At 68.5% G+C, this 26,865-nt stretch carries 30 protein-coding genes; 15 read left to right on the top strand and 15 right to left on the bottom strand.

The features are described from left to right. Nucleotides 1-19: 19 nt before the first annotated feature. Nucleotides 20-1,045: a LacI family DNA-binding transcriptional regulator gene (locus ASF80_RS10105; protein ID WP_056310392.1), complete on the bottom strand. Its 1,026-nt coding sequence runs from the start codon at nucleotides 1,043-1,045 to the stop codon at nucleotides 20-22. Between the two features lie 195 nt (nucleotides 1,046-1,240). On the opposite strand from ASF80_RS10105, the gene ASF80_RS10100 reads away from it, so the two are divergent. The 8 genes from ASF80_RS10100 (at nucleotide 1,241) to ASF80_RS10065 (ending at nucleotide 9,260) form a co-directional block, all read left to right on the top strand. Next, nucleotides 1,241-2,623 (top strand): extracellular solute-binding protein, encoded by a 1,383-nt coding sequence (locus ASF80_RS10100; protein ID WP_056310390.1) that lies wholly within the window; start codon nucleotides 1,241-1,243, stop codon nucleotides 2,621-2,623. Continuing rightward, nucleotides 2,623-3,561, top strand: coding sequence for a carbohydrate ABC transporter permease (locus ASF80_RS10095; protein ID WP_414845697.1), 939 nt, complete (start codon nucleotides 2,623-2,625; stop codon nucleotides 3,559-3,561). Before ASF80_RS10100 ends, ASF80_RS10095 begins: the two co-directional genes overlap by 1 nt. 7 nt (nucleotides 3,562-3,568) lie before the next feature. Next, nucleotides 3,569-4,402: a carbohydrate ABC transporter permease gene (locus ASF80_RS10090; protein ID WP_056310388.1), complete on the top strand. Its 834-nt coding sequence runs from the start codon at nucleotides 3,569-3,571 to the stop codon at nucleotides 4,400-4,402. Between the two features lie 36 nt (nucleotides 4,403-4,438). Further along, the gene (locus ASF80_RS10085) at nucleotides 4,439-5,950 is read left to right on the top strand and encodes a glycoside hydrolase family 32 protein (protein WP_157521022.1); all 1,512 of its coding nucleotides are present in this window, start codon (nucleotides 4,439-4,441) and stop codon (nucleotides 5,948-5,950) included. Beyond that, complete coding sequence (locus tag ASF80_RS10080) at nucleotides 5,944-6,882, top strand: PfkB family carbohydrate kinase (RefSeq protein WP_056310383.1); 939 nt, start codon at nucleotides 5,944-5,946, stop codon at nucleotides 6,880-6,882. Before ASF80_RS10085 ends, ASF80_RS10080 begins: the two co-directional genes overlap by 7 nt. Nucleotides 6,883-7,037: 155 nt before the next feature. Continuing rightward, nucleotides 7,038-7,754, top strand: coding sequence for a TIGR00266 family protein (locus ASF80_RS10075; protein WP_056310382.1), 717 nt, complete (start codon nucleotides 7,038-7,040; stop codon nucleotides 7,752-7,754). A gap of 128 nt (nucleotides 7,755-7,882) precedes the next feature. Further along, nucleotides 7,883-8,281: an ArsR/SmtB family transcription factor gene (locus ASF80_RS10070; protein ID WP_056310380.1), complete on the top strand. Its 399-nt coding sequence runs from the start codon at nucleotides 7,883-7,885 to the stop codon at nucleotides 8,279-8,281. 1 nt (nucleotide 8,282) lies between these two features. After that, nucleotides 8,283-9,260, top strand: coding sequence for an SRPBCC family protein (locus ASF80_RS10065; protein ID WP_056310378.1), 978 nt, complete (start codon nucleotides 8,283-8,285; stop codon nucleotides 9,258-9,260). A gap of 158 nt (nucleotides 9,261-9,418) precedes the next feature. Here ASF80_RS10065 and ASF80_RS10060 read toward each other — a convergent pair whose 3' ends face one another. From ASF80_RS10060 to ASF80_RS10030, 7 genes are all read right to left on the bottom strand, one after another. Next, nucleotides 9,419-9,838 (bottom strand): DoxX family membrane protein, encoded by a 420-nt coding sequence (locus ASF80_RS10060; RefSeq protein WP_056310376.1) that lies wholly within the window; start codon nucleotides 9,836-9,838, stop codon nucleotides 9,419-9,421. Nucleotides 9,839-9,876: 38 nt separating this feature from the next. After that, nucleotides 9,877-10,614 (bottom strand): ribonuclease H family protein, encoded by a 738-nt coding sequence (locus ASF80_RS10055; protein WP_056310374.1) that lies wholly within the window; start codon nucleotides 10,612-10,614, stop codon nucleotides 9,877-9,879. A gap of 43 nt (nucleotides 10,615-10,657) precedes the next feature. Continuing rightward, entirely contained in the window at nucleotides 10,658-11,338 is a 681-nt protein-coding gene (locus ASF80_RS10050) for a hypothetical protein (RefSeq protein WP_056310372.1), read from the bottom strand. Then, nucleotides 11,322-11,558 (bottom strand): hypothetical protein, encoded by a 237-nt coding sequence (locus ASF80_RS10045; RefSeq protein WP_056310370.1) that lies wholly within the window; start codon nucleotides 11,556-11,558, stop codon nucleotides 11,322-11,324. The genes ASF80_RS10050 and ASF80_RS10045 overlap by 17 nt, the downstream gene beginning before the upstream one ends. A 60-nt stretch (nucleotides 11,559-11,618) precedes the next feature. Continuing rightward, nucleotides 11,619-11,957, bottom strand: a complete 339-nt coding sequence (locus tag ASF80_RS10040; protein ID WP_157521021.1) for a hypothetical protein — start codon at nucleotides 11,955-11,957, stop codon at nucleotides 11,619-11,621. 84 nt (nucleotides 11,958-12,041) lie between these two features. Then, the gene (locus ASF80_RS10035; protein ID WP_056310366.1) at nucleotides 12,042-12,347 is read right to left on the bottom strand and encodes a protealysin inhibitor emfourin; all 306 of its coding nucleotides are present in this window, start codon (nucleotides 12,345-12,347) and stop codon (nucleotides 12,042-12,044) included. Then, nucleotides 12,322-13,386 (bottom strand): M4 family metallopeptidase, encoded by a 1,065-nt coding sequence (locus ASF80_RS10030; RefSeq protein ID WP_056310364.1) that lies wholly within the window; start codon nucleotides 13,384-13,386, stop codon nucleotides 12,322-12,324. The genes ASF80_RS10035 and ASF80_RS10030 overlap by 26 nt, the downstream gene beginning before the upstream one ends. A 209-nt stretch (nucleotides 13,387-13,595) precedes the next feature. On the opposite strand from ASF80_RS10030, the gene ASF80_RS10025 reads away from it, so the two are divergent. Beyond that, on the top strand, nucleotides 13,596-15,113 hold the full coding sequence (locus tag ASF80_RS10025) for an SDR family NAD(P)-dependent oxidoreductase (RefSeq protein ID WP_056310362.1): 1,518 nt from the start codon (nucleotides 13,596-13,598) through the stop codon (nucleotides 15,111-15,113). A gap of 114 nt (nucleotides 15,114-15,227) precedes the next feature. Here the strand turns inward: ASF80_RS10025 and ASF80_RS10020 are convergent, their stop codons facing one another. Together ASF80_RS10020 and ASF80_RS10015 are read right to left on the bottom strand one after the other, a co-directional pair. Next, nucleotides 15,228-15,725 (bottom strand): hypothetical protein, encoded by a 498-nt coding sequence (locus tag ASF80_RS10020; protein WP_056310359.1) that lies wholly within the window; start codon nucleotides 15,723-15,725, stop codon nucleotides 15,228-15,230. Then, on the bottom strand, nucleotides 15,722-16,060 hold the full coding sequence (locus ASF80_RS10015; protein ID WP_056310357.1) for a winged helix-turn-helix transcriptional regulator: 339 nt from the start codon (nucleotides 16,058-16,060) through the stop codon (nucleotides 15,722-15,724). Before ASF80_RS10015 ends, ASF80_RS10020 begins: the two co-directional genes overlap by 4 nt. A 78-nt stretch (nucleotides 16,061-16,138) precedes the next feature. Between ASF80_RS10015 and ASF80_RS10010 the strand changes: the two genes are divergently transcribed. Further along, on the top strand, nucleotides 16,139-16,795 hold the full coding sequence (locus ASF80_RS10010) for an FMN-dependent NADH-azoreductase (protein ID WP_056310355.1): 657 nt from the start codon (nucleotides 16,139-16,141) through the stop codon (nucleotides 16,793-16,795). Nucleotides 16,796-16,801: 6 nt separating this feature from the next. Here the strand turns inward: ASF80_RS10010 and ASF80_RS10005 are convergent, their stop codons facing one another. Beyond that, entirely contained in the window at nucleotides 16,802-17,878 is a 1,077-nt protein-coding gene (locus ASF80_RS10005; protein WP_056310353.1) for a sensor histidine kinase, read from the bottom strand. A 28-nt stretch (nucleotides 17,879-17,906) separates the two neighbouring features. Beyond that, nucleotides 17,907-18,578 carry a response regulator transcription factor gene (locus tag ASF80_RS10000; RefSeq protein ID WP_056310352.1) on the bottom strand — a complete coding sequence of 224 codons (672 nt, stop codon included), beginning with the start codon at nucleotides 18,576-18,578 and terminating at the stop codon, nucleotides 17,907-17,909. 102 nt (nucleotides 18,579-18,680) lie between these two features. On the opposite strand from ASF80_RS10000, the gene ASF80_RS09995 reads away from it, so the two are divergent. Genes ASF80_RS09995 through ASF80_RS09980 form a run of 4 tightly spaced genes read left to right on the top strand, consistent with a single transcriptional unit; the run spans nucleotide 18,681 to nucleotide 22,391 of the window. Further along, nucleotides 18,681-19,289, top strand: coding sequence for a M15 family metallopeptidase (locus tag ASF80_RS09995; protein WP_056310350.1), 609 nt, complete (start codon nucleotides 18,681-18,683; stop codon nucleotides 19,287-19,289). Beyond that, entirely contained in the window at nucleotides 19,286-20,422 is a 1,137-nt protein-coding gene (gene alr / locus ASF80_RS09990) for an alanine racemase (protein ID WP_056310348.1), read from the top strand. Before ASF80_RS09995 ends, alr begins: the two co-directional genes overlap by 4 nt. Further along, the gene (locus ASF80_RS09985) at nucleotides 20,419-21,375 is read left to right on the top strand and encodes a D-alanine--D-alanine ligase (RefSeq protein ID WP_056310346.1); all 957 of its coding nucleotides are present in this window, start codon (nucleotides 20,419-20,421) and stop codon (nucleotides 21,373-21,375) included. The genes alr and ASF80_RS09985 overlap by 4 nt, the downstream gene beginning before the upstream one ends. Beyond that, nucleotides 21,372-22,391: an acyltransferase family protein gene (locus ASF80_RS09980; RefSeq protein ID WP_056310344.1), complete on the top strand. Its 1,020-nt coding sequence runs from the start codon at nucleotides 21,372-21,374 to the stop codon at nucleotides 22,389-22,391. Before ASF80_RS09985 ends, ASF80_RS09980 begins: the two co-directional genes overlap by 4 nt. A 43-nt stretch (nucleotides 22,392-22,434) precedes the next feature. On the opposite strand, the gene ASF80_RS09975 is transcribed toward ASF80_RS09980, so the two are convergent. From ASF80_RS09975 to ASF80_RS09965, 3 genes are all read right to left on the bottom strand, one after another. Beyond that, a complete protein-coding gene (locus tag ASF80_RS09975) occupies nucleotides 22,435-24,948 on the bottom strand; it encodes a DEAD/DEAH box helicase (protein WP_056310342.1) in 2,514 nt (837 codons plus the stop codon). A 128-nt stretch (nucleotides 24,949-25,076) separates the two neighbouring features. After that, a complete protein-coding gene (gene deoD / locus ASF80_RS09970) occupies nucleotides 25,077-25,790 on the bottom strand; it encodes a purine-nucleoside phosphorylase (protein WP_056310341.1) in 714 nt (237 codons plus the stop codon). Between the two features lie 45 nt (nucleotides 25,791-25,835). Continuing rightward, nucleotides 25,836-26,504, bottom strand: a complete 669-nt coding sequence (locus ASF80_RS09965; protein ID WP_056310340.1) for a DNA alkylation repair protein — start codon at nucleotides 26,502-26,504, stop codon at nucleotides 25,836-25,838. A gap of 103 nt (nucleotides 26,505-26,607) precedes the next feature. Between ASF80_RS09965 and ASF80_RS09960 the strand changes: the two genes are divergently transcribed. After that, entirely contained in the window at nucleotides 26,608-26,790 is a 183-nt protein-coding gene (locus ASF80_RS09960; RefSeq protein ID WP_056310338.1) for a hypothetical protein, read from the top strand. Nucleotides 26,791-26,865 lie beyond the last annotated feature (75 nt).

Genomic DNA, 26,865 nt, shown 5'->3' with positions numbered 1-26,865 from the left:
ACGAGGTTACCGCTGTGCGTCAGCCCACAGAGCGGATCGAGGCCCGCGCGATGACCGGCATGGGGATCAGCACGGCGCCGAGCGGGCGCTCGCCGAGGAGCATCTCGACCGCGGTGCGCCCCATCACGTCGTACGGGAGGCGTGCAGTCGTCAGGCCTGGTCGCTGGAAGCTCGCCAGCTCCTCATCGTCGAACGATGCGACCGAGATGTCGTCGGGAACCCGCAGTCCGCGCTCGGCGATCGCCTGGTACGTGCCGAACGCCACACCGTCGTTGCCGGCCAGGATCGCCGTGAGGTCGGGATGCGCGTCGAGCATCTGCAGCGTCCGCGTGTATCCGATGTCGGGGTTCCACTCGGGGACGTCGATGATGAGCGGATCGACGCCCGCTTCGGCGAACGCGGTGCGGATGCCGTCGAATCGCGGACCGATGGTCACCGAGTGCAGGGGAGAGGAGACAGCGTGCGGGTTGTTGCCGATCACTCCGACGTGGCGGTGGCCGGCCTCGGTGAGCAGGCGTGCCATCGCATGGCCGGCGGTGCGCTCGTCGGGGAGGACCGACGGGTGCCCGGTCGTCGACGTGCCGTTGACGATCACGACAGGCACGTCGGCGGGTGTCTCGGGCACCTCGATCATGCGGGCGCCGAGAAGCCCAATCAGGATGCCGTCGACCCGGCGGTCGATCATCGCCTCGATCTCGTCCGAGATCTTCGCGTCGTCGCCCTCGGTCTCGGCGATGAGGACGGTGTGGCCGTGCTCCTTCGCCGCCGACAGCAGGCCGCGGATCATCTCGGACGCGTAGCGGGTCACCGTGATCTGGTCGGAGATGAACCCGAGGGTCTTGGTCTTGCCGAGCCGCAGGCTCTGCGCAGCCGGGTTCGGGCGGTAGCCCAGTTCCTCGGCGGCGGCGCGGACCCGGCGGGCGGCGTCGGCCGAGAGGCGCGAGCCCGGCCGGTCGTTCAGGATCATGCTGACGGCGGTCTTCGACATCCCCGAGAGCGCGGCGACATCGGCGAGCGTCGGCCTGCGATCGACGTTCTTCGGCACCGGCGTCCTCCTGTCGTGACATCTCCAGCTTAGGCAGTGCATGAGATGCGCCGTAACCACCTGTGTTGAATTGATTTAGCAAAATGGTTGCAGCCCTCGATTCGCGATGCTAATCTCAGCGTGCTGAATCAATTCAGCACCTCCGCCCGGATACTGCTTCCCGCCTGCGGAGTCACTCACTCAGGAGAGAACATCGTGGTTGATCTCACTCGCAGGGCTCTGTTCGGCGCGATCGGACTGGGCATCGTCGGCACCGTCGTCTCGTGGCCGCGACTCACCGGATCCGACATCCCGGGTCGAGGAACCGACACTCTGACGGTCGCCCTCTTCGGCACCGCGCAGGATGCGGTGGCGCGCCAGGCGCTGATCGACGGATTCCAGCGCAAGCACCCCGGCATCGAGGTGCGCATCGTCGCCATCCAGGGTCAGGACTGGAGCGAGTACTTCGCGAAGATCCTCACGATGATCGCGGCGGGCACGCCGCCGGATGTCGTCACGGTCGCGACCGAGGGCTCGCAGCTGTTCGCCTCGCGCCTCGCACACCCGCTCGACGACTTCGTGCGCAGGGACGCGGCGGAGATGCAGGAGTACTTCGACGACGTGAATCCCACGCTCATCGAGGCGTTCATGTACCAGGGCAGCCTCTTCCAGATGCCCGACAACTTCAACGCGGCGAACGTCTTCTACAGCACCCAGGCGATGGAGCGCGCAGGGCTCGAGCACCCTGCCGACAACTGGACTCTGGAGGAGTTCCTCACCACGGCCCGCTCGATGAAGAAGAGCGCCCCCGAGCAGTTCCTCCCCTACTTCTGGAACAACCGGCTCTGGGGTGGTGTCGTGCCGTGGCTCTACGTCAACAACACGAGCTTCCTGCGCGAAGAGAAGGCAGGCGGAGGCGACTGGTTCTGGGACCGTTTCTATCCCGACCAGCCGGCCCGCAGTGGAGGCTACGTGTGGAAGCAGGCCGACGCCCTGAACGAGCATGCCGTCGAGAGCTTCTCGGTGCTCGAACGCATGGTCTCGGAGGGTCTTGCGGCGAACCCTGCACAGGGAGGCGGGAACGAGCTGGTCTCGCTGTTCTCCACCGGCGCGGTCGGAATGACTCCCGCGGGCGGATTCTGGGTTCGCGGTCTCGAAGAGGCCGGCGTCGCCGATGACGCCTATGACGTCACCTACTTCCCGCGGATGGCGGGGCAGCGGCATCAGTTCGGCGCGGGCGGGTACGCGATCATGGAGACCTCTCCGCGCAAGAACGAGGCCTGGGAATGGCTCAAGTACTGCGTCTCTGTCGAGGGCATGAAGATCGCCCACCCGAAACCCGACTCGTCGCTTCCTCGTCGCTCGCTCAACGCCGAACTCTACGGAGCCGGGGTGGGTCCCGCCCACTGGGAGGTCTTCTACGACACCCTCGACAAGTTCCCGGACACCGGCCCTATGCCGGCGCCTCCCCAGCAGGCCGCCGTCGAGTCGGCGCTGCTCAAGAACGTGGTGTCGACCATCACGAACGGTCCGTCCGGCGTCCGCCGGGGCCTGGAGACGATGCAGCGAGATCTCGAGATCGCGCTGGGAGGACGATGATGTCGGAGAGCAGCACTCGAACCCTCACCGTCCCGCCGGGAGCACGCGGCGAGACCGGCACCGTCGCTCGCTCGGGCCGGTCCATCATCTGGGTGTTCCTCGCACCCACCGTGATCGGCCTCGGGCTGTTCAACCTCGTGCCGATCGTCGGATCGTTCGTCCTGGCCTTCTTCCGCTGGGACATCATCTCCGATCCGGTGTTCGTCGGAGTCGACAACTTCGTCGACCTCGCGATGAACCCGACGGTCCGCGTGTCGTTCCTGAACACCATCGGCTTCGTGATCGTGGCGGTCGTTCTGCAGCTCACGGTCGCACTGGTGCTCGCCATCCTCGTCCAATCGAAGATGCCGGCGTGGCTGCGCACGTTCTTCCGGTCGTCGCTGTTCTTCCCGCTGATCCTGTCGGCAGCATCCGTCTCGCTGATCATGGCGTACCTGTTCAACCAGGAGTTCGGGCTCGTGAACCAGACGCTCAACCTGATCGGCATCGCCGATGTCGGGTGGCTGACGACCGGTTTCGGGGCGAAGGTCGTGGTGCTGCTGGTCTACGTGTGGCAGAACTTCGGCTTCACGTTCCTGCTCTTCATCGGAGGTCTGGCCGCGATCCCGAGCGAGGTCTACGAGGCATCCTCGCTCGACGGCGCGGCCGGGTGGACGCAGTTCCGCATGATCACGCTCCCCCTCGTGAGCCCGACCCTGCTGGTCGCGTCGGTCATGGCCATCATCAACGCGCTGCAGATCTTCGATCAGCCGTGGGTGCTCACCCGCGGCGGGCCCGGCGATGAGACCAGAACCGCCGTGATGGTGATCTACGAGTCCGCCTTCCGGGAGCTCGACTTCGGCGGCGCCTCCGCCATCGGAATCGTGCTGACGCTACTCATCATGCTCGTCACGGCCATCCAGTTCCGGCTGAGCCGCCGATTCGTCTTCTACGGGTGAGGCCATCATGACTACGACAATCATCACGAAGCGCTCGTGGACCCACAGCCTCGGCACAGGCGGCAAATTCGTCATCCTCGGGCTGGCGGCCTTCCTCACTCTGGGGCCGGTCGTCTGGACCCTCGTCACGGCGCTCTCGCCCACCGACAGCGTCACTCAAGAGGTCACCGTCGGCTTCGGGGCGTTCGCCGACGTCTTCACCAAGATCCCGCTCTGGCTGTATGCCTGGAACAGCGCGCTCGTGGTGATGCTCGTCGCTGCGGGGCAGATGCTCTCTGCGGCGATGGCGGGCTACGTCTTCGCCAAGTTCGAGTTCCGCAGCAAGAAGATCCTGTTCGCGCTGATCCTCGCGACCATGATGGTTCCATTGCAGGTCACGATCGTGCCTGTGTTCATGCTGGTGAGGGGGATGGGGCTCGCCGACACGCTTCTGGCGCTCATCGTTCCCGCCCTGCCCACCGCATTCGGCACGTTCCTGATGCGGCAGTACTTCATGGGGATCCCGACCGAGCTGGGCGAAGCCGCGCAGCTCGACGGCGCAGGGCCCTGGCGCACGTTCTTCGGCGTCTACCTGCCGCTGGCGACGCCGGCACTCGCGATCGTCGGCATCCTCGCCTTCAACTATCACTGGAACGAGTTCTTCCGGCCGCTCATCATGACGATCAGCGACCAGAACTTCACCCTGCCGTTGGGACTCGTGACGCTGCAGGGCAACCTCGGCACCGGCAGCATCTCGACGGTGCTCGCCGGCGTGATCCTCTCGATGATCCCTGCGCTCCTGGTGTTCTTCTTCGGGCAGAAGCCGCTGCGCGAAGGACTCACAGCGGGCGTCGGCAAGTGACGCACGCCCCCATCACAGAGAAAGACGACTACCCCGGTGACCCCCACTGACCTTCCCCCGGTCCGCACCACGAGCCCGCGAACGCACTTCGCTCCGCGCAAGAACTGGATGAACGATCCGAACGGTCTCGTCTTCCACGACGGTCTGTACCACCTGTACTTCCAGTACAACCCGGAGGGCGTCGAGCACGCCAACCTCAGCTGGGGCCATGCGACGAGCTCTGACCTGATGCGGTGGACCGAGCATGCCCCGGCGATCCTCTGGGATGACGATGCGCAGATCTATTCGGGTTCCGTCGTCGTCGACCACGGCAACACCTCGGGATTCGGCATCGATGAGCATCCGGCGCTCGTCGCGCTTTATACCGCCGCTGCGCCCGGGCATCAGGCGCAGGCTCTCGCGTTCAGCACGGACGGCGGGTACGTCTGGACGAAGTACGACGGCAATCCCGTGCTCGACCGCGGCACGAGCGACTTCCGTGACCCGAAGGTGTTCCGCTATGACGACGGAGGAGACGGCTATTGGGTCATGGTCGCGGTCGAGGCAGAGGACCGCCAGGTGCTGTTCCACCGCTCCGACGATCTCAAGACCTGGACCTACCTGTCGTCCTACGGCCCGGCCGGCCCGGTCGGCGGCGTCTGGGAGTGCCCCGACATGTTCCCGCTCGCGGTCGACGGCGACGAGAACGACGTGCGCTGGGTGCTGTTGATCAGCCTCAACCCCGGAGGCATCGCGGGTGGTTCAGGGACGCACTACGTCGTGGGCGACTTCGACGGCACGACGTTCCGCGCCTCCGTTCCCCACCCCACTCCGACGCGTGCACTGCTGAGAGACGGGACTCAGTCGCGCGACGAGCTGGAACGCTACGGCTGGATCGACTTCGGACCCGACTGCTATGCCGGGGTCACGTTCGACGGCCTCTCGCGCAACGAGCGGACGCTCATCGCCTGGATGGACAACTGGAAGTATGCCGGTCGTATCCCGGGCGAGGACTCCGATGAGCACCGCAGCGCGATGACTCTTCCTCGCCGGCTCTCGCTCACTCGCGATGCGGAGGGGGTCGAGCGACTGCGGCAGCAGTCGGCGGTCGGACTCGAGCTCGGTGAGAGCATCGACCTCGGCAGTGTGACCGGTGGCGTCGCGCTCGCCGAAGGAATCGCCGGTGCCGCGCGTCTCGGCTTCACGGCGACGTTCGGCGATGCCCAGAGCGTCGAACTCCACATCGACTCGGCATCGGATGACGGCGGGGTCGTGATCCGTCAGGACCGTGCGAGCGGACGCATCGAGCTCGAGCGTCGCGGCGCGGGAATGCCGTCAGGTTTTCATGGGTCGCCCTCGATGAGTCTCGACCGGCCGGGCGAGATCGGATGGGACATCTGGATCGACGATCTGAATGAGCGGGTGTCGTCGGTCGAGCTGTTCGCACAGAACGGCGAGAGGGTGCTCACCGCGCTGATCCCCGTCGCCTCGCCGCGCACCTACACCGTGGCAGCCGTCGGAGGATCTCTGCACGGGGCGCGAGCGGATATCGCGGAGAGGAGATGCTGACTCCCCGCTGCCTCGTCGTCGGTGAGGCCCTCGTCGATGTCGTCGACGGCGTGCCGCATCCGGGCGGCTCACCCATGAATGTCGCGGTCGGCCTCGCCAGGCTCGGGCTATCGACGACGCTTCTCACCCGGATCGGCGATGACGCGTGCGGACGGATGCTCGAAGAGCACCTCGTCCGTGAGGGGGTCGCTCTGACCGCGGCGAGCCTCAGGGTCGGCGAACGCACCTCCCGGGCCACCGCCGCGATCGGCGCCGACGGCGCGGCCGTCTACGACTTCGACATCGAATGGACCCTCTCCGAGTCGGCCGCGATCGCCGAGGCAGCGGAGGCAGACCTCATCCACGTCGGCTCGATCGGTGCGTCGCTCGAACCCGGGGCGAACGCCGTCCATGCGATGCTCCGCACGGTCTCGAGTCGCGCTCTGCGCACGTACGACCCGAACATCCGGCCTGCGCTTCTCGGACCGCGAACCGCAGCCGTGGCACGCGTCGAGGCGATCATGGCCGCATCCCACGTCGTGAAGCTCAGCGATGAGGATGCCGGCTGGCTCTACCCCGGTCGCCGCGGCGATGATGTGCTCGCGCACGTGCTCGCTCTGGGGGCCAGGATGGCCGTCGTCACGAGGGGTGGCGAGGGCTGCGTCACCGCGATCGCCGGTGCGGGAGAACCGGTGACGAGGCGTGCGTCGCCCGTGACGGTGGTCGACACGATCGGTGCCGGTGACGCGTTCATGTCCGGTCTCGTCTATGGGATCGTCTCCGCGGGGTTGATCCCCGAGCTGACCGCCGACGTCTTCGCTCCTGACGCCGATGTCCTGAGTGCGCTCGAAGGAGCCGCCGACGCTGCGCTCGCCAGTGCGGCCGTCGCGGTGTCCCGAACCGGTGCGGCCCCGCCTCGTCTGCATGAGCTGGAGCAGAGCTCGGTGCTCTGACGCGGCACCCTCAGTCTCTCTCGGCGGGCGGGGTNTCCGATCGTCGCCGTAGACAGCGGCGGCCGCTCCGACGGCGAGTCGGAGCGGCCGCACGCCCGGCGGTAGTGGTGGAGGGCCCTGGCGCACCGGCATACTGCGCCTCTAGGTTGGGACGCATGAAGTCGACTATCGCGGGTACGACCATGCCGATCCTCGAGGTCACTCTCGAAGCGGGGGAGAAGATCGTCGCCGAGGGCGGTGACGTCGCCTGGATGTCGCCCGGGTTCGAGCTGAACACCTCGACCGTGCACGGCACGGGCGGGCAGGGCGGGTTCCTCAGCGGGTTGAAGCGCGTGCTCGGCGGTGCGCAGCTGTTCCTCACGGAGTACACGGCTCCCGCGCAGGGTGGTCTGGTGGCTTTCGCTGCGCAGCTGCCCGGCACCATCCGGCAGCTCGACATCGATCCGGCGGATTCCTTCATGGTGCAGCAGGGCTCGTACTCGGCGAGCACGACCGGCGTCGAGGTGTCGGTGGGCCTGCAGAAGAAGCTCGGAGTCGGGATCTTCGGCGGGGCGGGAGTCGTGTTCCAGAAGCTGGCGGGAAACGGCACGGCCTGGGTGCAATTGGCGGGAGAGATCACCGAGTATGAACTCGCGGCCGGCCAATCGCTGCTCATCCATCCCGGTCACCTCGCCATGTTCGAGTCGCAGATGGATCTGCAGTTCACCTCGGTCAAGGGCATCAAGAACAAGTTCTTCGGCGACTCGCTGTTCCTCGCCGAGATCCACGGCCCCGGGCGGATCTGGCTGCAGTCGATGACCCCGGCGAAGCTCGCGGCCGCGATCGAACCGTATCTGCCTGACCGTTCGTCGAACTCCAGCAGCAACTCCTGAGCAGGCTGCCCCCTCGGTCGCGCCCCGACGGTGTCCGGGCGTCTTCCTGCGCGCCTGCGCGGAACCGGCGGCAGGTGAATCCGACGACCTCTTGACATCCGCCCCACCCAGGCATAACGTACAACCAAATGGTTGCACAAAGAGAACTGAGCGAAGCGGAGGTCGACCGTGTGTTCCACGCATTGGCGACGTCGACCCGGCGCGACATCCTGCGCCGGACGATCGAGCGGGAGCAGTCCGTCTCGACCCTCGCCTCCGAATACGAGATGTCGTTCGCCGCGGTGCAGAAGCACGTTGCCGTGCTCGAAGCGGCGGATCTCATCGTCAAGCGCGCCGAGGGACGCGAGCGGCTCGTCCGCGCGAACCCCGAGATGATCGCCCGCGCCAGGGCGCTTCTCGCCCGATACGAAGAGCTGTGGCGGTCGCGCGTCGCCCGACTCGACGAGTTGCTGGCCGAGCCGCCGGCATCCGCATCCGACACCACCACCGACACCACCGATGATTCACGAACCGAAGAAGGAGACTGACATGCCCGTCACGGATGTCACCACCGATGCCGACAACCTCACCATGACCGTCGTCGCCGATTTCGCGGCGCCGATCGAGCGGGTCTGGGCCGCCTACAGCGACCCGCGCCAGCTCGAGCGCTTCTGGGGTCCTCCCGGATGGCCGGCGACCTTCACCGCCTGGGACCACACTGTCGGCGGTCGCGCGCAGTATTCGATGAACGGCCCCCGCGGCGAGAGGTCGTCCGGTTCGTGGGAGTTCCTCTCGATCGATGCGCCCCGCAGCTTCGAGGTGCTCGACTCGTTCGTCGACGATGAGGGCAACCCTCTCGACGGCTTTCCGGCGCAGCGGATGTCGTTCGCCTTCGAGTCCACCGCCGCCGGCACCCGCATGATCACGACCAGTCACTTCGACTCGGTCGAGGCGATCGAGCAGGTCGTCGAGATGGGCCAGATCGAGGGTCTGAAGCTCGCGATGAGCCAGCTCGACGCCGTGCTGCAGGATCTCCGCGACTACGCGCAGGGCAAGGGCACGCGGGTCGAGCTGCTCGACGACGTGCACGTGCGCATCACGCGCCTCGTCGAGGGACCGCGCGAACTGGTCTGGCGTGCGCACAACGAGCCCGAGCTCATGAAGCAGTGGCTGCTCGGACCCGACGGATGGGAGATGACCGAGTGTGTCGTCGCCACCGAAGTCGGCCAGACGTACCGCAACTCGTGGGCGCCGGTCGGCGACACCGAGGGGCAGGCGTTCGGCTTCGAGGGGGAGGCGCTGCTGATCGATGCTCCTCGCCGGTCGGTGCAGACCGAGCGGATGGTCGGGATGCCGGTCGAGACGCTGAACGACCTGAACCTCTACGAGGAGGACGGCGCGACGCTGATCACCCTGCTGATCGAGTACCCCGACAAGGAGACGCGCGACATGATCCTCGCCACCGGCATGGCCGACGGCATGGAGACGTCGTACGACCGTCTCGAGCGGGAGCTGCTCGCGGTCTGACGTTCACGACCGTTGCGGTGCCGGGATGCGGGGTCAACAACGCATCCCGGCTCCGTTGCGGGGTCAATAGTGCACGGCATCCGCCGGTTTCCGGTGCGAAAGTGGCCACGCACGGGCAGGTCAGGCGTGAGGGGGTCGGCCCTGCACCGCGCCCGTGGCTACGAGTCGGACGAGCCCGCGGATGTGCGACGCGGAGTGCGCGTCGACCAGATCGACAGGGCGATGAGCACCGGCTGGAAGAAGAGCCGGACGAAGCGCTTCATGTCGGTGTCGAGGCCGAAGGCGTCACGGTGCTCCGCCCACTGCGCGATGTTGCCGGGGAAGACGGCGACGAAGAACAGCGCCGCGAGCACACCGACCAGCCCGCGGCGCTTGCGTGCGACGAGCAGAGCGGCGCCGAGTCCGACCTCGACGACACCGGAGGCGAGCACGGTCACGTCAGGATCCAGCGGAACCCAGTCCGGCACCTGCGCCTGGAACTCCTCGCGCGCGAACGTCAGATGCGAGACGCCGGCGAAGACGAGGAAGGAACCGAGGAAGATCCGACCGACGGTGCGTGCGACATTCTTCTTCGACATGGTGCGAGTGTACGCGGGGTCGCCGGGGTCGAGACGCGTCAGATCAGGCGGCGGAGCGCCTCTTCGAGCGTGATGCCCTGCGCCTCGGCACGGTCGCGCAGGCGCGCGTGCTCGTCGCTCGAGAGTGCCAGCCGCACCTCGATCGGGTCGTCGACCGGGGCGTAGAGGTTGTCGAGCAGGTCGGACGGCTCGGCCCACAGCGGCTCGGCGATCGCCGTCGCGACGGTCGGGGACGCAGCGGGAGAATCCTCCGCGCGCGTGGCCGCGGCGGCGATCGGGGCGGATGCTGCTGCGGCTGCGCCGGCATCCGTCGCCAGTGTGAATCCGGGTCCTCGGCGAGGCTCCTGCTTCGCCTGGTAGGCCTTGGCCGCGGCGTTCGCGCGCTCATCGGCCGCTTCGTTGAGAGGGTGGCCGGCGTGGCCCTTGACCCACGAGAACTCGACGTCACGCCCGCGGATCGCCTCGTCGATGCCCTCGAGCAGGTCGCGGTTCAGCACCGGCCCGCCGTCGGACTTGCGCCACCCCTTGCGCTTCCATCCCGGCATCCACTTGGTCACCGAATCGATCACATAGCGACTGTCGCACTCGATCATGAGCTTCTCGGAGATGCCCGCCGTCGCCAGCAGCAGCTCGAGCACGGCCCGCAGCTCACCCTGGTTGTTGGTGCCGTGCGGGGATCCGCCCGCTGCCCAGTTGTCGTCGTCGATGTACCAGGCCCAGCCGTTGGGGCCGGGATTGCCCAGGGCGGAGCCGTCTGCGGCGGCGGTGATCGTCATCCCTCAACCGTAGCCGCGACGGGCGACACCGCCCGCGCGGCGGTCACCCGGCTCGGCGCGCGTCCGCGGCGGCGAGTCCCCGACGCATCTCCTCGCGCGACTCCTCCGGCCATGGCCCGGAGTACGCGAGCGGGATCTCGGTCATGTAGCGGCGCTGATCCATCGGGATGCGCGCCGCCACGGAATCGGGGTCGGATCCGGCTGCCGCATACAGAGCCGGCCCATCGGCGAAGTACGGATCGATCAGCACGAGAGTGCCGTCGTCGCGACTCATCACGTTCGCGGGGTTCTCGTCGAGAGGGCCGCACCAGGGGAGTTCGGCGAGGGCGCGGGCGTGGACGCGGCGCACGACGTCGACGAGGTCCGACACGGCGGATTCGCCGGACTCGATCGTGCAGAGGAAGCGAGACGCATCCTGCTCATCCGCGGGATGCAGGCGCTCCATGATCATCAGGTCGCCGCCGCCTTCGAGCTGTCGATGGGTGAACAGCTCGGGCACGAGCCGGGTCTGCGCCGCCTGGCGATAGAGGGCCGCGGTGTAGGGGCCGACGGGATCGAACGGACTGATCCGTGCGACCCGGAGACCGTCGGGCGACTGCAGAGCAATCGCCCAGTCGCCGGCGCCGCACGGCTCCCACCCCTCGTCGCGGAGCAGGCGCTCGGCGTCGTGATGCGTGGCGTCCGCGGGCAACGCCGCCAGCAGGGTGTCAGTCGTCGCTGTCATCCGGTTCGCGGTTCTCGATCGAGAACGCCTCCGGTGCGGGCGGTGCCACGGGGAAGGCGACCGAGCTCACGGAGGCGCCGGGGCCCAGGCCCAGACCGAGCGACAGCGGATCCACGGAGGGTGCCTCGTCGAGCACCTCGGACTCCGAGCGTTCGAGGGGCTCCGAGGGCAGAGTCCACTGGTTCTCTTCTTCGTCGGAGCGCTGCTGGAAAAGTCCCATGGGTCCCATTCTGCTCCCGCCTGTCGGTGGGGGCGCCGGATTCACACCGGATGGATCGGTTCAGGCCGACGGGGTGATGCGACGGAAGGTGAAGTAGCCCGCGACGTGGCCGTGGTTGACGACTCCGGTTCCGGTGCTCAGCATGCGCGCCGAGGTCGTCGCACCCGACTCCACGAAGGTGTAGCCGGTCTGCTCGAGGCGCCAGCCGATGCGTTCGACCTCACTGAGGAAGTACCCGACGTGGTCATCGCTCATGAAGTCGTTCTCTGACGAGCCCCATGACGAGGGCTGGCCGGTGAGACGGCTGACCTCGGCCTGCAGGTGCAGCACCGAATCGCCTCGGTCGTACGCATCACGTGACAACTGCAGCAGGCGTGTGGCCTCTTCGCTCGTCGGCATGGTGTTCTCCCTCGTGTCGTCGTCGTCCCATCCTGCGCGATGGCGGCGATTCGTCGTGCTCGCCTCGCCCAAGGGCGGGGCTCTCTAGTCGGATGCCGCGCGCACGGCGTCGACGAGCTGCCGCCAGGGGCCGGCGAGTTCGGAGTCGGGCAGCTCCCGTTCGCGCTTCTCTGATGGGGTGCGCACGCGGATCAGCCACACGAACCGGTCGGCTCCCGTGGCGTCATCCGCATCGGCATCCCACGGGCAGCTCTCGATCATGGCGATCCAGTCGAGGGACTCGGCCGGATCCGGTTCGACGCGCCATTGACGACGGATGCCGGCGATGCCGCCCGTGCGCACCACCGCGATGACGACCTGCGCGTCAGTCGGTGGAGGGGACTCGCTCATCTCCATAGACTCCCACGGTCGTCCACGCACGTCGAGCGGCGGCGCCCGTGGCATCGTCGATCGCGGATGCCGCGGCGACCGTCGCGTCGGCGAACTCGGTGAAGCTCGCGGTGCTCGACAGCCCCCCGGTGAGTGCCCGATACCAGACGGTGCCCGCGGCCTCCCAGGCGTTGCCGCCGAGGTCGATCGCGAACAGCGCGAACGCGCGGTTCGGGATGCCGGAGTTGATGTGCACCCCGCCGTTGTCCTCGGTCGTGCGCACGAATCCGCTCATGTGGGCGGGCTGCGGATCTTTGCCCAGCTCGTCGTCGTCATAGGCGGTGCCCGGCTCGATCATCGACCGCAGCGCCTTGCCCTGCACCGCATCGGTGAAGATCTCGGCACCGATGAGCCACGTCGCATCGGCCGCACTCTGCTCGAGGAGGAACTGCTCGGTGAGAGCGCCGAAGACGTCGGCGATCGACTCGTTGAGCGCGCCGGGCTGGCCCTGGTACTCGAGGTTCGCGGTGTACTGCACGACGCCGTGCGCGAGCTCGTGCCCGATGACCGTGGTCGACGAGGTGAAGCCCACGAACACCTCGCCGTCGCCGTCGCCGAAGACCATGCGCTCGCCGTCCCAGAAAGCGTTGTCGTAGTCGACCCCGTAGTGCACCGTGGCGTCGAGCGGAGCCCCGGCGTCGTTCAGCGAGTTGCGGCCGAAGGCCGAGAGCAGCATCTCGAACGTGGCCCCGAGTCCGTCGAACGCCTCGTTGACGGAGGCGTCGGCGACGGGCTCATCGTCTTCGCTGCGGACGATCGCGCCGGGCAGCGTCTGCGTGTTGCCCGCGTCGCTGATCGTGCGGTTGGGCGCGTCGGACAGCTCGGCGACCAGATCGCCGTTCTCGTCGATCGACAGGTCGATGCGCGCACGGAACGGCGGTCTGCCCGCCGTCAGCGTCTGCCTCGCGGCGGCGGCGGCGCGGGGGTAGCGGCCCGACTCGGCCAGGCGCGCGAGCAGGTAGGACGGGACGACTCCGGGGGTTTCGGTGTGGCTGCTCATGTTCAGACCCTACGCCGGGGGTGGGACGTTGCAGCCCTTCGGCGTTCACGATTCAGCATGATCGCGGGGCGCCGGGGTGCCGACCCTGGCCGTTCCGGGGCGCCGGTCGCCGCACCCAGCCACGCATGCTGAGTTGTGAACGGCGACCGGCGATGACACCCCCGAGGCTCCCAGCAACGCACCCCGGGATCTCGCGTAAAATCGGCACAATGACCGACGCACCCGACGCCACCTCCGACCTGGGTGCCGGCATCGACCCCGAAGACCTGGCCACCACGCTGCGGGTCCTCTCGGAACTCCACGCGATCGACAACGAGCACCCCGACTTCGTCGCCGTGCGTCACGCGACTGCCGCGATGTTCAAGGCCGTCAAGCGCGTGCGCCGCAAGGAGATCCGCGATGCGATCGCCGAGGCCGACAAGGCCGTCGTCGCCCGCACCGCCACCGGCGCCCCCGACCGCATCGACGACGAGACCCGTGGCCACGACCTGGCGACCAGCGTCGTCGACGCCCCGATCGCCGGCGAGCTGCTGAAGCCCCGCAACTGCTACATCTGCAAGCAGCCGTACACGGTCGTCGATGCGTTCTATCACCAGCTCTGCCCCGACTGCGCGCGCTTCAGCCACGGCAAGCGCAACGCCCGCACCGACCTCACCGGCAAGCGCGCGCTGCTCACCGGAGGCCGCGCCAAGATCGGCATGCACATCGCTCTGCGGCTGCTGCGCGACGGCGCCCACACGACGATCACGACGCGCTTCCCGCGCGACGCCGTGCGTCGGTTCTCGGCCCTGCCCGACTCGGCCGACTGGCTGCACCGGCTGCGCGTGGTCGGCATCGACCTGCGAGACCCTGCCCAGGTCATCGGGCTCGCCGACTCCGTCGCAGCGCAGGGCCCCCTCGACATCCTGATCAACAACGCCGCGCAGACCGTGCGTCGTTCGCCCGGCTCATACTCTCTGCTGGCGGATGCTGAACTGCAGCCGCTCCCTGACGGACCGCTGCCCGAGATGGAGACGTTCGGGCACACCGCCGATCCGCATCCGCAGGCGCTGCAGGCGTCGGTCGACGCGCACCCGCTGCTGTCGGTCGCGGCCCTCGGCGGCACCGTCGCCGAGCAGGGCGGCCAGGCGCTGACCGCCGAAGACCTCGCGCGGCTCGCGATGGCCCCCGGATCGTCGTCGCTCGAGAAGCACGCCGACGGCACCGCGATCGATGCCGGTGGGCTCGTGCCCGACGTGAACCGCACGAACAGCTGGGTGCAGTCGATCGATCAGGTCGATCCGCTCGAGATGCTCGAGGTGCAGCTCGCGAACACGACGGCGCCGTTCCTGCTGATCAGCCGCCTGCGTGCGTCGATGGCCGCATCGTCATCGCATCGCAAGTACGTGGTGAATGTCTCGGCCATGGAGGGTCAGTTCTCCCGTCGCTACAAGGGCCCCGGTCACCCGCACACCAATATGGCGAAGGCCGCGCTCAACATGCTGACGCGCACGAGTGCGGGAGAGATGCTCGAGACCGACGGCATCCTGATGACCGCGGTAGACACCGGCTGGATCACCGACGAGCGCCCCCACTACACGAAGGTGCGCCTGGCTGAAGAGGGCTTCCACGCCCCGCTCGATCTCGTCGACGGGGCAGCCCGCGTGTACGACCCGATCGTGCGCGGCGAGGCGGGCGACGACATCCACGGTGTCTTCCTGAAGGACTACGAGCCCAGCCCCTGGTGAGTTCGGCGGCCGCCCCGCGGGTTTCGAATCGCGCACTTTGCAGGGTTCGCGGTGGGAAAACGGCAAAGTGCGCGATTCGAAACCGTGCATCGGTGCTTCGGCCGGCCTGCCGACCTACGGGCGTCGAGCCTGCACGGCTCCGACGACCACGCCGGCGATGACCAGCAGGATGCCGGGGATGGCCAGGAGCACGGCGCCGACGACCGTGAAGAACGTCATCACCGGTCCGACCGTGAACCGGCCGTCGGCCACCGGGCCGTCGCACGTGATCGTGCCGGGGGAGGCGATGCCCAGCGAGAAGCTGCCCTGGGCGTCCCACTGCTCGGGGATCACGATCGCCTGCTGCAGCATGTCGGGCCTCAGCCGCAGCACGCCACCGGCGGGGAACGTGCCGGTGCACTCGATCTCGCTCCATTGATCCGACGGGGTCACATAGACCGCGTGATCGCCCTCGCTGAGATCGACGGAGAGCTCGTCGCCGAAGGCGACGGGCGGTGCGAGACGGAAACCGGGGCTGAACGCGAGTGCGGCGGCGCCGACCAGGACGAGCGCTCCGAGCAGCAGCAGAATCCACCAGGCGCGGCGGGGTCGTCGTGCCTGAGGCGTCGTCATCGGGCTCGGATCTCGAGGTTCTCGGATGCCCAGGTGCCGAGCTGGTCGAGGATCGGCAGCAGCCCGCGGCCGCTGTCGGTGAGGGCGTAGGAGACTGCGACGGGAGGGCCGGGGTCGACCGCGCGCGAGACGAGGCCGGCATCGGCGAGTTCGGCGAGGCGGTCGGAGAGCACGGTGTCGCTGATGCCGGCGACCGCGCGGCGCAGTGACACGAAGGTCGAGGGGCCGCCGCCGAGCGAGGAGACGATCATGCCGTTCCATCGCTTGCCGAGCACGCTGAAGGCCAGTGTGACGGCGGCGTCGCACACATGACGCTCCTCGTCGATCTCGGCCATGCGCCCATCATACCTGTGCTACGTTAACGCGAGTCGCTAAGAAAAACAGAGCGACTACGCAAACGAAAGGCACGCCTCATGTCGCTGTTCCGCCTGGATGCCAGCATCCTTCCCGCGTCGTCCGCCAGCCGCTCGCTCGCCGACCTGGTCGAAGCCGAGTGGACTGCATCCCACCCCGACTCCACGGTCACGCGTCGCGATCTGGCCGCCGACCCCGTGCCCGCGGCGGCCTGGGCGGATGCCGTGACCGGCGGCTTCGTCGACGAGGCGCAGCGCACCGACGCCCAGCGTGCAGCGCGCGCCCTCGGCACCACGTTCGCCGACGAGCTGATCGGCGCCGACGCGCTGCTCTTCGCCGTGCCGCTCTACAACTACGGGGTCTCGCAGCACTTCAAGACCTGGTTCGACCTTGCCTACACCGACCCGCGCATCGACCCGCAGGGCACGGCCCTCCGCGGCAAGCCGGCGACCCTCGTCACCGTGCTCGGCGGCAACTACGCACCCGGAACCCCCAAGGAGGGCTGGGACCACTCCACCGGATGGCTGCGCCGCGTGCTCGAAGACGTCTGGGGCCTCGACCTGCGCATCGTCGAGCGTCCGTTCACCCTCGTGGGAGTGAACCCGGCACTGGATGCCTTCGCCGACACCGCCCGCGAGCTCAAGGAGAACGCCGAGACGGATGCTCGCACCTACGGTCGCGAGCTCGCCGCACTGCGAGGCGACCAGGTCGCCTGACCGCCCTCAGGCCAGGGGGCGGGGGAACGGATGCGGCAGCCACACCGTCACGTTCAACCCGCCCGCTCTGCGGGCCGTGAGCACGAGCGATCCGTCGTGCGTCTGGGCGATGCGCTGCACGATGGCGAGCCCGAGGCCGACGCCCGCGTGGTCGTCGTCGCGCGTGCGATCGGCGCCTCGCTGGAAGGGCTCGGCGAGGGTCGCGACCCGATCCGCGGGCAGCACCTCGCCGGTGTTCTCGACCACGAGCGCGACCGCCTCGGGGAGCACATGCGTGCGGACCGTCACGGTGCCGTCCGCGGGCAGATTGTGCACGATCGCGTTGTGCATGAGGTTGGTGATCAGCTGCTGCAGCAGCGCCGGCGACCCGAGGACGTTCGCGGTGTCGCCGCCCACATCGATCGTCACGCCGCGGCGCTCGGCCAGGGGGAGGAGCGTCTCGGCGGATTCCTCGGCCAGCAGTGAGAGGTCGATCGGCTCGCGGGTGAAAGTGCGGCGCTCGGCACGGCTGAGCATCAGCAGCGCCTCGGTCAGCTCGATGGCCCGCGCATTGACCTCGTGCAGTCGGGAGATCAGCGCGTCGACGTCGCGGTCGGAATCGTTGCGGGCGACCTCGAGCATGGTCTGCGAGATCGCGAGCGGGGTGCGCAGCTCATGCGAGGCGTTGGCCGCGAACCGCTGCTGCTCGGAGATGTGCGCCTCGAGCTGCTCCAGCATCGAGTCGAACACGTCGGCCAGGTCGCGGAACTCATCCCGAGGTCCTTCGAGCGCGACACGGTGCGAGAGTGATCCTTGGGCTGCAAGCTGGGCCGCGCGTCCGATGCGGTCGAGGGGCGCCAGCATCCGCCCTGCGATGAGCCATCCGCCGCCGAGTCCGATCGCGAGCAGCACCAGCATCATCACGATCGCGACCGGGACGAATGCGCGGATGAGGTCAGAGCGGTTCGGCACGAAGGGATCGGCGATGATCGCCGCATCGGGCACATACCGCAGCAGATAGAAGGCGACGGCGGCGAGCAGCCCGATTCCCGACACGACGACGACGCCCGCATAGCTCAACGTGAGCTTCCAGCGGGCGCTCATGCCGCGGCGCCTGGTCGGGCGTATCCGGTCAGCCATCGGCATCCGTCCCGATGCGGTATCCGACTCCCGGCACCGTGAGGATCAGCCAGGGCTCGCCGAGCCGCTTGCGCAGCGACGAGACGGTGATGCGCACGGCGTTCGTGAAGGGGTCGGCGTTCTCGTCCCACGCGCGCTCGAGCAGCTGCTCGGCGCTCACGACACCGCCGCCCGCATCGATGAGCACTTCGAGCACCGCGAACTGCTTGCGGGTGAGGGCGACGTACCTGCCGTCGCGGTAGACCTCGCGGCGGAACGGATCGAGACGCAGCCCGTCGATCTCGAGCACGGGCGGACGCACGCGCTGACGGCGGCGGTCGAGGGCTCGCAGGCGCAGCACCAGCTCGCGCAGCTCGAAGGGCTTCGTCAGATAGTCGTCGGCGCCGATCTCGAAACCCGTCTCCTTGTCGTCGAGGCGGTCGGCCGCGGTGAGCATGAGGATAGGGATGCCGCTGCCCGAGGCCACGATCGAGCGGGCCACGTCGTCACCCGAGGGTCCGGGGATGTCGCGGTCGAGGACGGCCAGATCGTAGGAGTTCACGCTCAGGAGCTCGAGGGCCGTGTCGCCGTCTCCGGCGATGTCGGCGGCGATCGCCTCGAGCCGCAATCCGTCTCGCACGGCCTCGGCGAGGTACGGCTCGTCCTCGACGATCAGCACACGCACGGCACAGCTCTCATGTGCTCAGAGCTTACGCACCCGGGCATATCGGGAGCGTATGCAAAAGCGCATACGCCGTGGCAACAGCCGCCTGAATTGACTGAGGACATGAACACACGCACTGCCCTCAGTCGGCGCCGCCTCACCGCGATCATCGGTGTCGCGCTGCTCGCCGCCGCCATCACCGGATCGGTCGTGCTGATCGGCCAGCAGTCGCTGGCGTCGGCATCCGTCGCTCCCCAGCTGTCGGCCGCCTCCCTCACCGAGTCCGACGGCGTCATCCGCGAGGAGGGCGCGGTGTCGGTGTTCGACGAGGTGCCGGCCGTCACGAACCTCGACTCCGACCTGCTCTCGGCGGTGCGCTCCGCCGCGACCGCGGCCGAACTCGACGGAGTGCGGGTGCACGTGAACAGCGGCTGGCGGTCGGCGGCGTATCAGCAGGTGCTGCGGCAGGATGCCGTGGTCGAGTACGGCTCCGAAGAAGAGGCAGCCCGCTGGGTCGCGACTCCCGAGAACTCCGAGCACGTGTCGGGAGATGCGGTCGACCTCGGGCCGGTCGCCGCGCAGGACTGGCTCTCTCGCAACGGCGCCGAGTTCGGCCTCTGCCAGATCTACGCGAACGAGCGCTGGCATTACGAGCTGCGCCCGGCTGCGGTCGCCAACGGCTGCCCCCTCATGTACGACGACCCGACCGCCGATCCGAGGACCCAGCGATGAGCACGACACTGACGACCCCGCGTCTCACTCTCTCGCGCATGCACGCGCCCACTCTGCACACGATCCCCGCAGCCGTCGCGGCGAACGTCGAGCGGATGCGGTCCGCCACCGACGCCCGCATCATGGCGGTCGTGAAGGCCGACGGCTACGGCCTCGGAGCCGTCGCAGTCGCTCGCGCGGCGATCGCGGCGGGCGCCGAATGGTTGGGCGTGACGGATGCGGAGGATGCCGCCGAGCTGCGCCGTGCGGGCATCGATGTGCCGATCCTCGCGTGGCTCAACCCCTCGGGCGTCGATGCCGCACGGGCGGTCGCCGATCGCGTCGACATCGCCGTCGGATCGGTCGAGGAGCTGCGACAGCTCATCGCCGATGCCGCACCGCTCGCTGCGGGACGAGTGCGCGTGCACCTGCACATGGACACAGGGATGTCGCGGGGCGGAGTGCCTCTGGAGGACTGGGCGGAGATGCTTCGACTGGCTCGCTCGGGCCGCGGGCGCATCGAGGTCGTCGGGGTCATGGGGCACCTGCCGTGCGCCGACGCCGCCGACCCCGCTCTCAACGCCCCCGCGGTGCTGCGGATGCGTCAGGCTCGGGATGCCGTGCTGCGCGCCGGGTTCGGTCCACTGCTCGTGCACCTCGCCGCGACCTCGGGCACGCTGACCGACCCTGCGACACACTTCGACCTCGTACGTGTCGGCGCGGGTCTCGTGGGCATCGACCCGTCTGAGACCGTGCCGTTGCGCGGGGCGGCGCGCTTGACGGCATCCGTCGTGCACAGCAGTGTCGTGCCCGCGGGCACTCCCGTGGGCTACGGCGGCGCGTTCGTGACAGAGCGCACCAGCCGTCTGAGCGTGATCGGGGTCGGGTATGCCGACGGCATTCCTCGCGAGCTTCAGGCGGGGGCGAGCGTGGCGATCGACGGCATCCGCTGCCCGATCGTCGGGCGGGTGTCGATGGATCAGATCGTCGTCGATACGGGGGATCTGAGTGTGCCGCGGGGCGAGACCGCCGTCGTGTTCGGACCGGAGGGCGGGGAGGTGCCGAGCATGCAGGAGTGGGCGCGGTGGGCGGGGAGCATCCCGCACACGATCGTCACGGGCATCGGCGCTCGGGTCGAGAGGGCGATCGCGTGAGGGTGCTGGTCATCGGAGGAGGGCAGAACGCCGAGCATGAGGTCTCGCTCGCCTCTGCCGCGGCGGTCGCCGAGGCACTGGGCGTCGGGGGATACGAGGTCAGCACGGTGACGATCTCGCGCGCCGGGATCTGGGAGGTGGCGGGCGTCTCGGAGGGTGCCACCGCCGCCGATTCCCTCGCGCTCGCGATGCCACTGATCGCGAAAGCAGACGTCGTATTCCCCGCGGTGCATGGAGCGCTCGGAGAAGACGGCGTGCTCGCGGCGCTGTGCGCTCTGGCGGGCGTGCGAGTGGTCGGGTCGGGGCCTCGGGCCGGTGCCATCGGCATGGACAAGTGGGCCACGAAGCTCGTCGCGGAGGCTGCGGGGCTCCGCACGGCCCGCGGGCGCCTGATCGATGCGGCGGACTGCGGGGATGCCGAGTTCGATCGCCCGGTGGTCGTCAAGCCCGTCTCTGCCGGCTCGAGCTACGGCGTCTCGCTCGTGCGTGACGAGAGCGAGCTCGAGGCTGCCCTGCAGGAGGCGGCGCGGTTCGACCGCCGCATCCTCGTCGAGGAGGTCGTGCAGGGACGCGAGATCGATGTGGCGGTCATCCGGGAGGCCGGCGGGGTGCGGTGGGCGGCTCCGCCGCTGGAGATCCATGCGGCCGGGCTCTTCGACACCGCGATGAAGTACGACGGCAGCGCACGGTTCACGGTGCCGGCGCAGCTCACGGATGCCGACGCGACCGCGCTCGGCCGGGCCGCCCTGACGATGTTCGATGCGCTCGGCTGCGCCGGCGTCGCTCGGATGGACTTCTTCCTCACGGCCGAGGGACCGGTGCTGAACGAGGTCAACACGATGCCGGGGCTGACCGCGGCATCGCAGGTGCCGCGCATGTTCGCGGCGGCCGACGTGTCGTACGTCGACCTGGTGTCGCGTCTCGTGCGCGCCGCCGAGGTGCCGGGGCGGTGACCGCGCGCGTCGGCTGGCCCGATGTCGCGAAGGGCGTTTGCATCATCCTGGTGGTGTTGTGGCACGTGGTCACCAAGCACGCGATCGAGGTCGAGGGGGCGGGGCCGATCACCGATGCCTGGGCGACGCTCAACGCGCAGCTGCTGCCGCTGCGGATGCCGCTGTTCTTCCTGATCTCGGGGATGTTCGCCGCGAGCGCTGTGAACGCTCCGGCCGGAGTCTCGTGGCGGCGCCGCGCAGGTCGACTGGCCGGCGTCTACGTCATCTGGGTCGTGATCCAGACGTTCGTGCTCGCATGGACGCCCGACTTCGACACGGCCAGGGCGGAGAACGCATGGCAGCTGCTCGCGCAGCTCACGATCAGCCCGACGAACCTCTGGTACCTGTTGGCCCTCGCGGTGTACCTGCTGATCGCGCGCGTGGTTCGTCACGTGCCGACCGCCGTGGTGCTGCCCGTCGCGTTCGTGATCGCGGCGGTGGCCGCTGCAGGGCTCTTCCCGGACCTGGGCAACCTGTGGCAGCTCGTGCAGAACCTGTTCTTCTTCCTCGCAGGCCTGCGCCTGAGGTCGATCATCGAGCGCTTCGCCGCGGCATGCGGGACTCTCCGCACCCTCATGCTCGGAGGGGCATATGTCGCGGCCGTCGCCGCGGTCGGGGTGCTGGGCATGCGTCAGTGGCCGGGCGTCTGGCCGCTGCTGGCGATCGTCGCGGTCGCATTCGGCGTCGCCGGCTGCGCGCTGCTCGACCGGCATGCGGGGGTGATCGCCCGCCCGCTGCGCTGGATCGGTCAGCGGACGCTGCCGATCTACGTGATCCACATGATCCCGCTGGCACTGATCGACGGTGCCCTCCGAGGCCTGGGCTGGGTCGCGACCCCGGCGGTCGAGGTCGTCTGGCCGATCGTGCTCACGGCCGTCGTCATCGCGATCTGCCTCGAGGTGCACGCGGCGCTCGTGCGGGTAGGGCTCGGGGTGCTGTTCGATCCGACCGTGCGGCCGCTCGTGCGCACGAGGTGACCCGTGTCGTCCCGCTTCGCTCGCTCGACGACCGACGGTCGCCCTAGAGCCGGTCGACGCCCGTCACCGTGACGACCGCTGCGCCCTCCTCGTCGGAGGCGGCGAGGTCGACCGTGGCAGAGATGCCCCAGTCGTGGTCGCCCGCCGGGTCGTCGAGGATCTGACGGACGGTCCACTCGGTCGCGCCTTCGGTGAGCAGCAGCAGCTGCGAGCTGCGGGCGTTCGCGCCGGTGAGGATCTCGTCGTGGTCGGCGAAGTAGCCGTCGAGCGCATCCGACCAGGCGTCGGCTCCGAACGAGGGGTCGAGCTCGGCGAGGGGTGCGACGTCCTCGCGAGCCGCGAGCTGCACCCGGCGGAACAGCTCGTTGCGCACCAGAGTGCGGAAGGCGCGGGTGTTCGAGGTGAGGCGCTTGGGCGCGGGCGGGACGATCGGCTCCTCGTCGGGGTCCTGCAGGACCCCGTTCACGAGTTCCTCCCACTCATCGAGCAGGCTCGAGTCGACCTGGCGCACGAGTTCACCGAGCCACTCGATGAGGTCGCGCAGATCCTCGTCCTTCGCCTCTTCGGGGATCGTCTGCGAAGCCGCCCGATACGCGTCCGAGAGGTAGCGCAGCACCACACCCTCGGAGCGCGCGATCTTGTAGAAAGCGACATATTCTCCGAACGACATGGCCCGCTCGTACATGTCGCGGACGACTGACTTCGGATGCAGCTCGAAGTCGCGGATCCACGGCTGAGCCGCGCTGAACGTCTCGAACGCCGCGGTCAGCAGCTCGTCGAGTGGCTTCGGATACGTGATCTCCTCGAGCAGCTCCATGCGTTCGTCGTACTCGATGCCCTCGCGCTTCATGACGGCGACGGCTTCGCCGCGCGCCTGGAACTCCTGCTGGCCGAGGATGGCGCGGGGATCGTCGAGCGTCGATTCGACGATCGAGATCATGTCGAGGGCGTACGAACCGGTGCCCGTGCCGGCCGAAGGATCGCGGTCGAGCAGGTCGAACGCCGCGAGGGCGAACGGCGACAGCGGCTGGTTCAGGGCGAAGTTCGGCTGCAGATCGACCGTGAGGCGGATCTCGCCGTCATCCGTCTGCTCGACGACGCCCGACTCGAGCAGTGTCCGGTAGATGCCGATGGCGCGCAGCGCGAGCTCGCGCTGTCTCTTGCGGGGCTCGTGGTTGTCGTACACCAGCGCGCGCATGTTGCCGAAGACGTCGCCGCCGCGGCCGATCACGTTGAGCATCATGGCGCTCGTGATCTGCATGTGCGAGGTCAGCGTCTCGGGCTCGGCGTCGATCAGCTTGCGGAACGACGGTTCGCCCCACGAGACGAAGCCGTCAGGCGCCTTCTTGCGGACGATCTTGCGCTTCTTCTTCGGATCGTCGCCGGCTTTCTTGATCGCGGCGACGTTCTCGCTCTCGTGCTCCGGCGCCTGCGCGACGACCGTGCCCGCAGTGTCGAAGCCTGCACGTCCTGCGCGTCCCGCGATCTGGTGGAACTCGCGGGCGCTGAGCTGCCGCATCCTCGTACCGTCGAACTTCGTCAGGGCGGTCAGCAGCACTGTGCGGATCGGCACGTTGATGCCGACGCCGAGGGTGTCGGTGCCGCAGATCACGCGCAGCAGGCCGCGCTGGGCGAGCTGCTCGACGAGGCGTCGGTACTTCGGCAGCATCCCGGCATGGTGAACGCCGATGCCCGCCCGGAGAAAACGTGAGAGGGTCTTGCCGAACGCGGTCGTGAAGCGGAACCCGCCGATCAGCGCCGCGATCTCGTCGCGTTGCTCCCGCGTGGCGACCTTGGTGCTCGACAGCGCCTGCGCCCGCTCCATCGCCGCTGCCTGCGAGAAATGCACGACGTAGATCGGCGACTGGCCGGTGCCGAGCAGGTCGTCGATCGTCTCGTGGATCGGCGTCGTCTCGTAGAAGTAGTGCAGGGGCACGGGACGTTCGACGCCCGTGACGGATGCCGTGTCGCGGCCGGTCCTGCGGGTCAGGTCGCTCGACAGCTGCGACACATCGCCGAGGGTCGCCGACATGAGGATGAACTGCGCCTGCGGAAGCTCGAGCAGCGGAACCTGCCACGCCCACCCGCGGTCGGGGTCGGCGTAGAAGTGGAACTCGTCCATCACGACCTGGTGCACCGCGGCATCCGTGCCCTGGCGCAGCGCGAGGTTGGCGAGGATCTCTGCCGTGCAGCAGATGATCGGAGCGTCGGGGTTGACCGAGGAGTCGCCCGTGATCATGCCGACGTTCGAGGCGCCGAAGACGTCGACGAGCGCGAAGAACTTCTCACTCACCAGGGCCTTGATCGGAGCCGTGTAGAACGAGCGGCGACCTTCGACGAGCGCGGCGAAGTGCGCGCCGACCGCGACGAGCGACTTTCCGGTGCCGGTGGGCGTCGACAGGATCAGGTTGTTGCCCGAGACGATCTCGATGACCGCTTCGTCCTGAGCGGGATACAGGCTGATGCCGGTCGACTCGGCCCACTCGACGAACGCCGTGTAGACGGCATCCGCATCGGATCCGTCGGTCAGTGTGGTCGGGTCGAGGATCGCAGGCATGGTCTGTCGATCATCCCACCTTCGGCACGGGCGAACCTCGTTCCGTATTCAGCACGGAACCGTCGGATGCGGTCGAGACCGGGCCGAGCCGAGCGGTCAGCCCGCGCTCATGCTGAATCGTGAACGCTTCAGACCGAGGTCGCGGCGCGCAGGGCGATGCGGATCATGTCGCCGAAGGTCTGCTCGCGCTCCTGGGCCGTGGTCTGCTCGCCGGTGACGATGTGATCCGAGACGGTGCAGATGGCCAGAGCGCGACGCCCGTAATACGCAGCGAGCGTGTAGAGACCCGCCGCCTCCATCTCGACGCCGAGGGCGCCGTGCTGCACGAACGGCTCGGTGAGCTCGGGGCGGGTGCTGTAGAACTGGTCGCTCGAGAAGAGCAGCCCCACGTGCACGGCCGAGTCCAGCGGTTCCTCCTCGCTCGCCTCGACCGCCGCGCGCAGCAGGCCGAAGTCGGCGACGGGGGCGTAGTCGAGACCGTGGAAGCGCACCCGGTTGATGCCCGAGTCGGTGCAGGCGCCGTTCGCGATGATGATGTCGCGCACCTGGAGCTTCTCGGTCAGTGCGCCGCACGAGCCGACGCGCACGATGGTCTGCACGTCGTACTCCTCGAACAGCTCGTTCGCGTAGATGGCCATCGACGGCTGGCCCATGCCCGAGCCCTGCACCGAGATGCGGTGGCCCTCCCACGTGCCGGTGTAGCCCAGCATCCCGCGGGTCTCGGAGTACAGCGCGGCGTCGTCGAGGAAGGTCTCGGCGATCCACTTCGCCCGCAGCGGGTCGCCGGGGAACAGGACGACGGGGGCGATCTGACCGGGCTGTGCGGCGATGTGCGTGCTCATGCCATCAGCGTACTGACGCCACTGATGGGGAACCGATGAGGATGCTCAGCCCTCGCGGCGCCGCACGATCTCGCCGATCCATGCGGGCGCGAAGGGCGAGGTGCAGCCGGGTGCGGTGGGGTAGTCGGCCAGCACCTGCAAGCACTCGCCGATCTCCAGGGCCCTGGCGCGCAGCTCGGGGTGGAAGATGCCGATGTTCGCGAGCGTCTCGTTCATCGACCACTGCAGGCGCTTCGGGGCATCCCGCAGATCGCGCTCGATCAGGTCGAGCAGGTTCTCCAGGTCGAGGCCGTCCGCGTCCTTCGCCACGCGCACGGTCGTGAGCGACCACGCCGCCGCGGCGACCGTGGGGTCGGGATCGTCGAACCAGCGCAGCCTCAGCTCCTCGGCGAGGGGCGTCTTCTTGGCGACGTAGTTCACGAACCAGTCGTTGACCTTGGGGGCCTCCGTCTGTCGCAGCATCGCATCGAGCTCGTCGGCGGTGAACTGCTTGGGCGTGCAGATGAGCAGAGCGAGCAGACGTGCACCGGTGTCGCCCGTCGCCCACAGTTTCTTCGCGAGGGGCTGATCGGTCTTGATGCGCTTGGCCACTCCGCGGAGCCGACTGAGGTTCATGCCGTGGTCGTCGCCGCGCTTCTCGTTCGCGGCGCGCATCTTCGGATCCTCGATCGCGGCCAGCTCGGCCAGCGCTTCGGCGACGGTCATGTCGGACATGTCTCCAGGGTAGGCCTCCAAGGGGAATGTCAAGCCCCGGGTCTCGGCAGGCGGCTCGCCTTAACCTCGCACGATCAGCCTCAACGCCGACGAGAGGAACACCATGAGCAACGACAGCAATGACATCGGCAGCAATGACATCAGCACCGAGCCCTCGCCCGGCCCCGAGGAGAACGACAACCTCGGCGCCGAGGACAACAAGGGCGAGCCGCCCACGGCCGTTCCGTCCGACCCCGCCTCGGACGACGAGGGCGACGTGCTGGCCGACGACCCCGACGAGGACTGACGCCGCGCGCTGGCGTTCACAACTCAGCAGGAATTCCGTGACGGGCCCGGAACAGGGCCGGAACGGGCCCGGAAG

The sequence above is a fragment of the Microbacterium sp. Leaf159 genome, from assembly GCF_001423615.1.
In the GTDB taxonomy this organism is placed as follows: Bacteria; Actinomycetota; Actinomycetes; order Actinomycetales; family Microbacteriaceae; genus Microbacterium.
The sequence above is the reverse complement of the archived record's forward strand: the minus strand, read 5'-3'. Positions and strand labels throughout refer to the sequence as shown.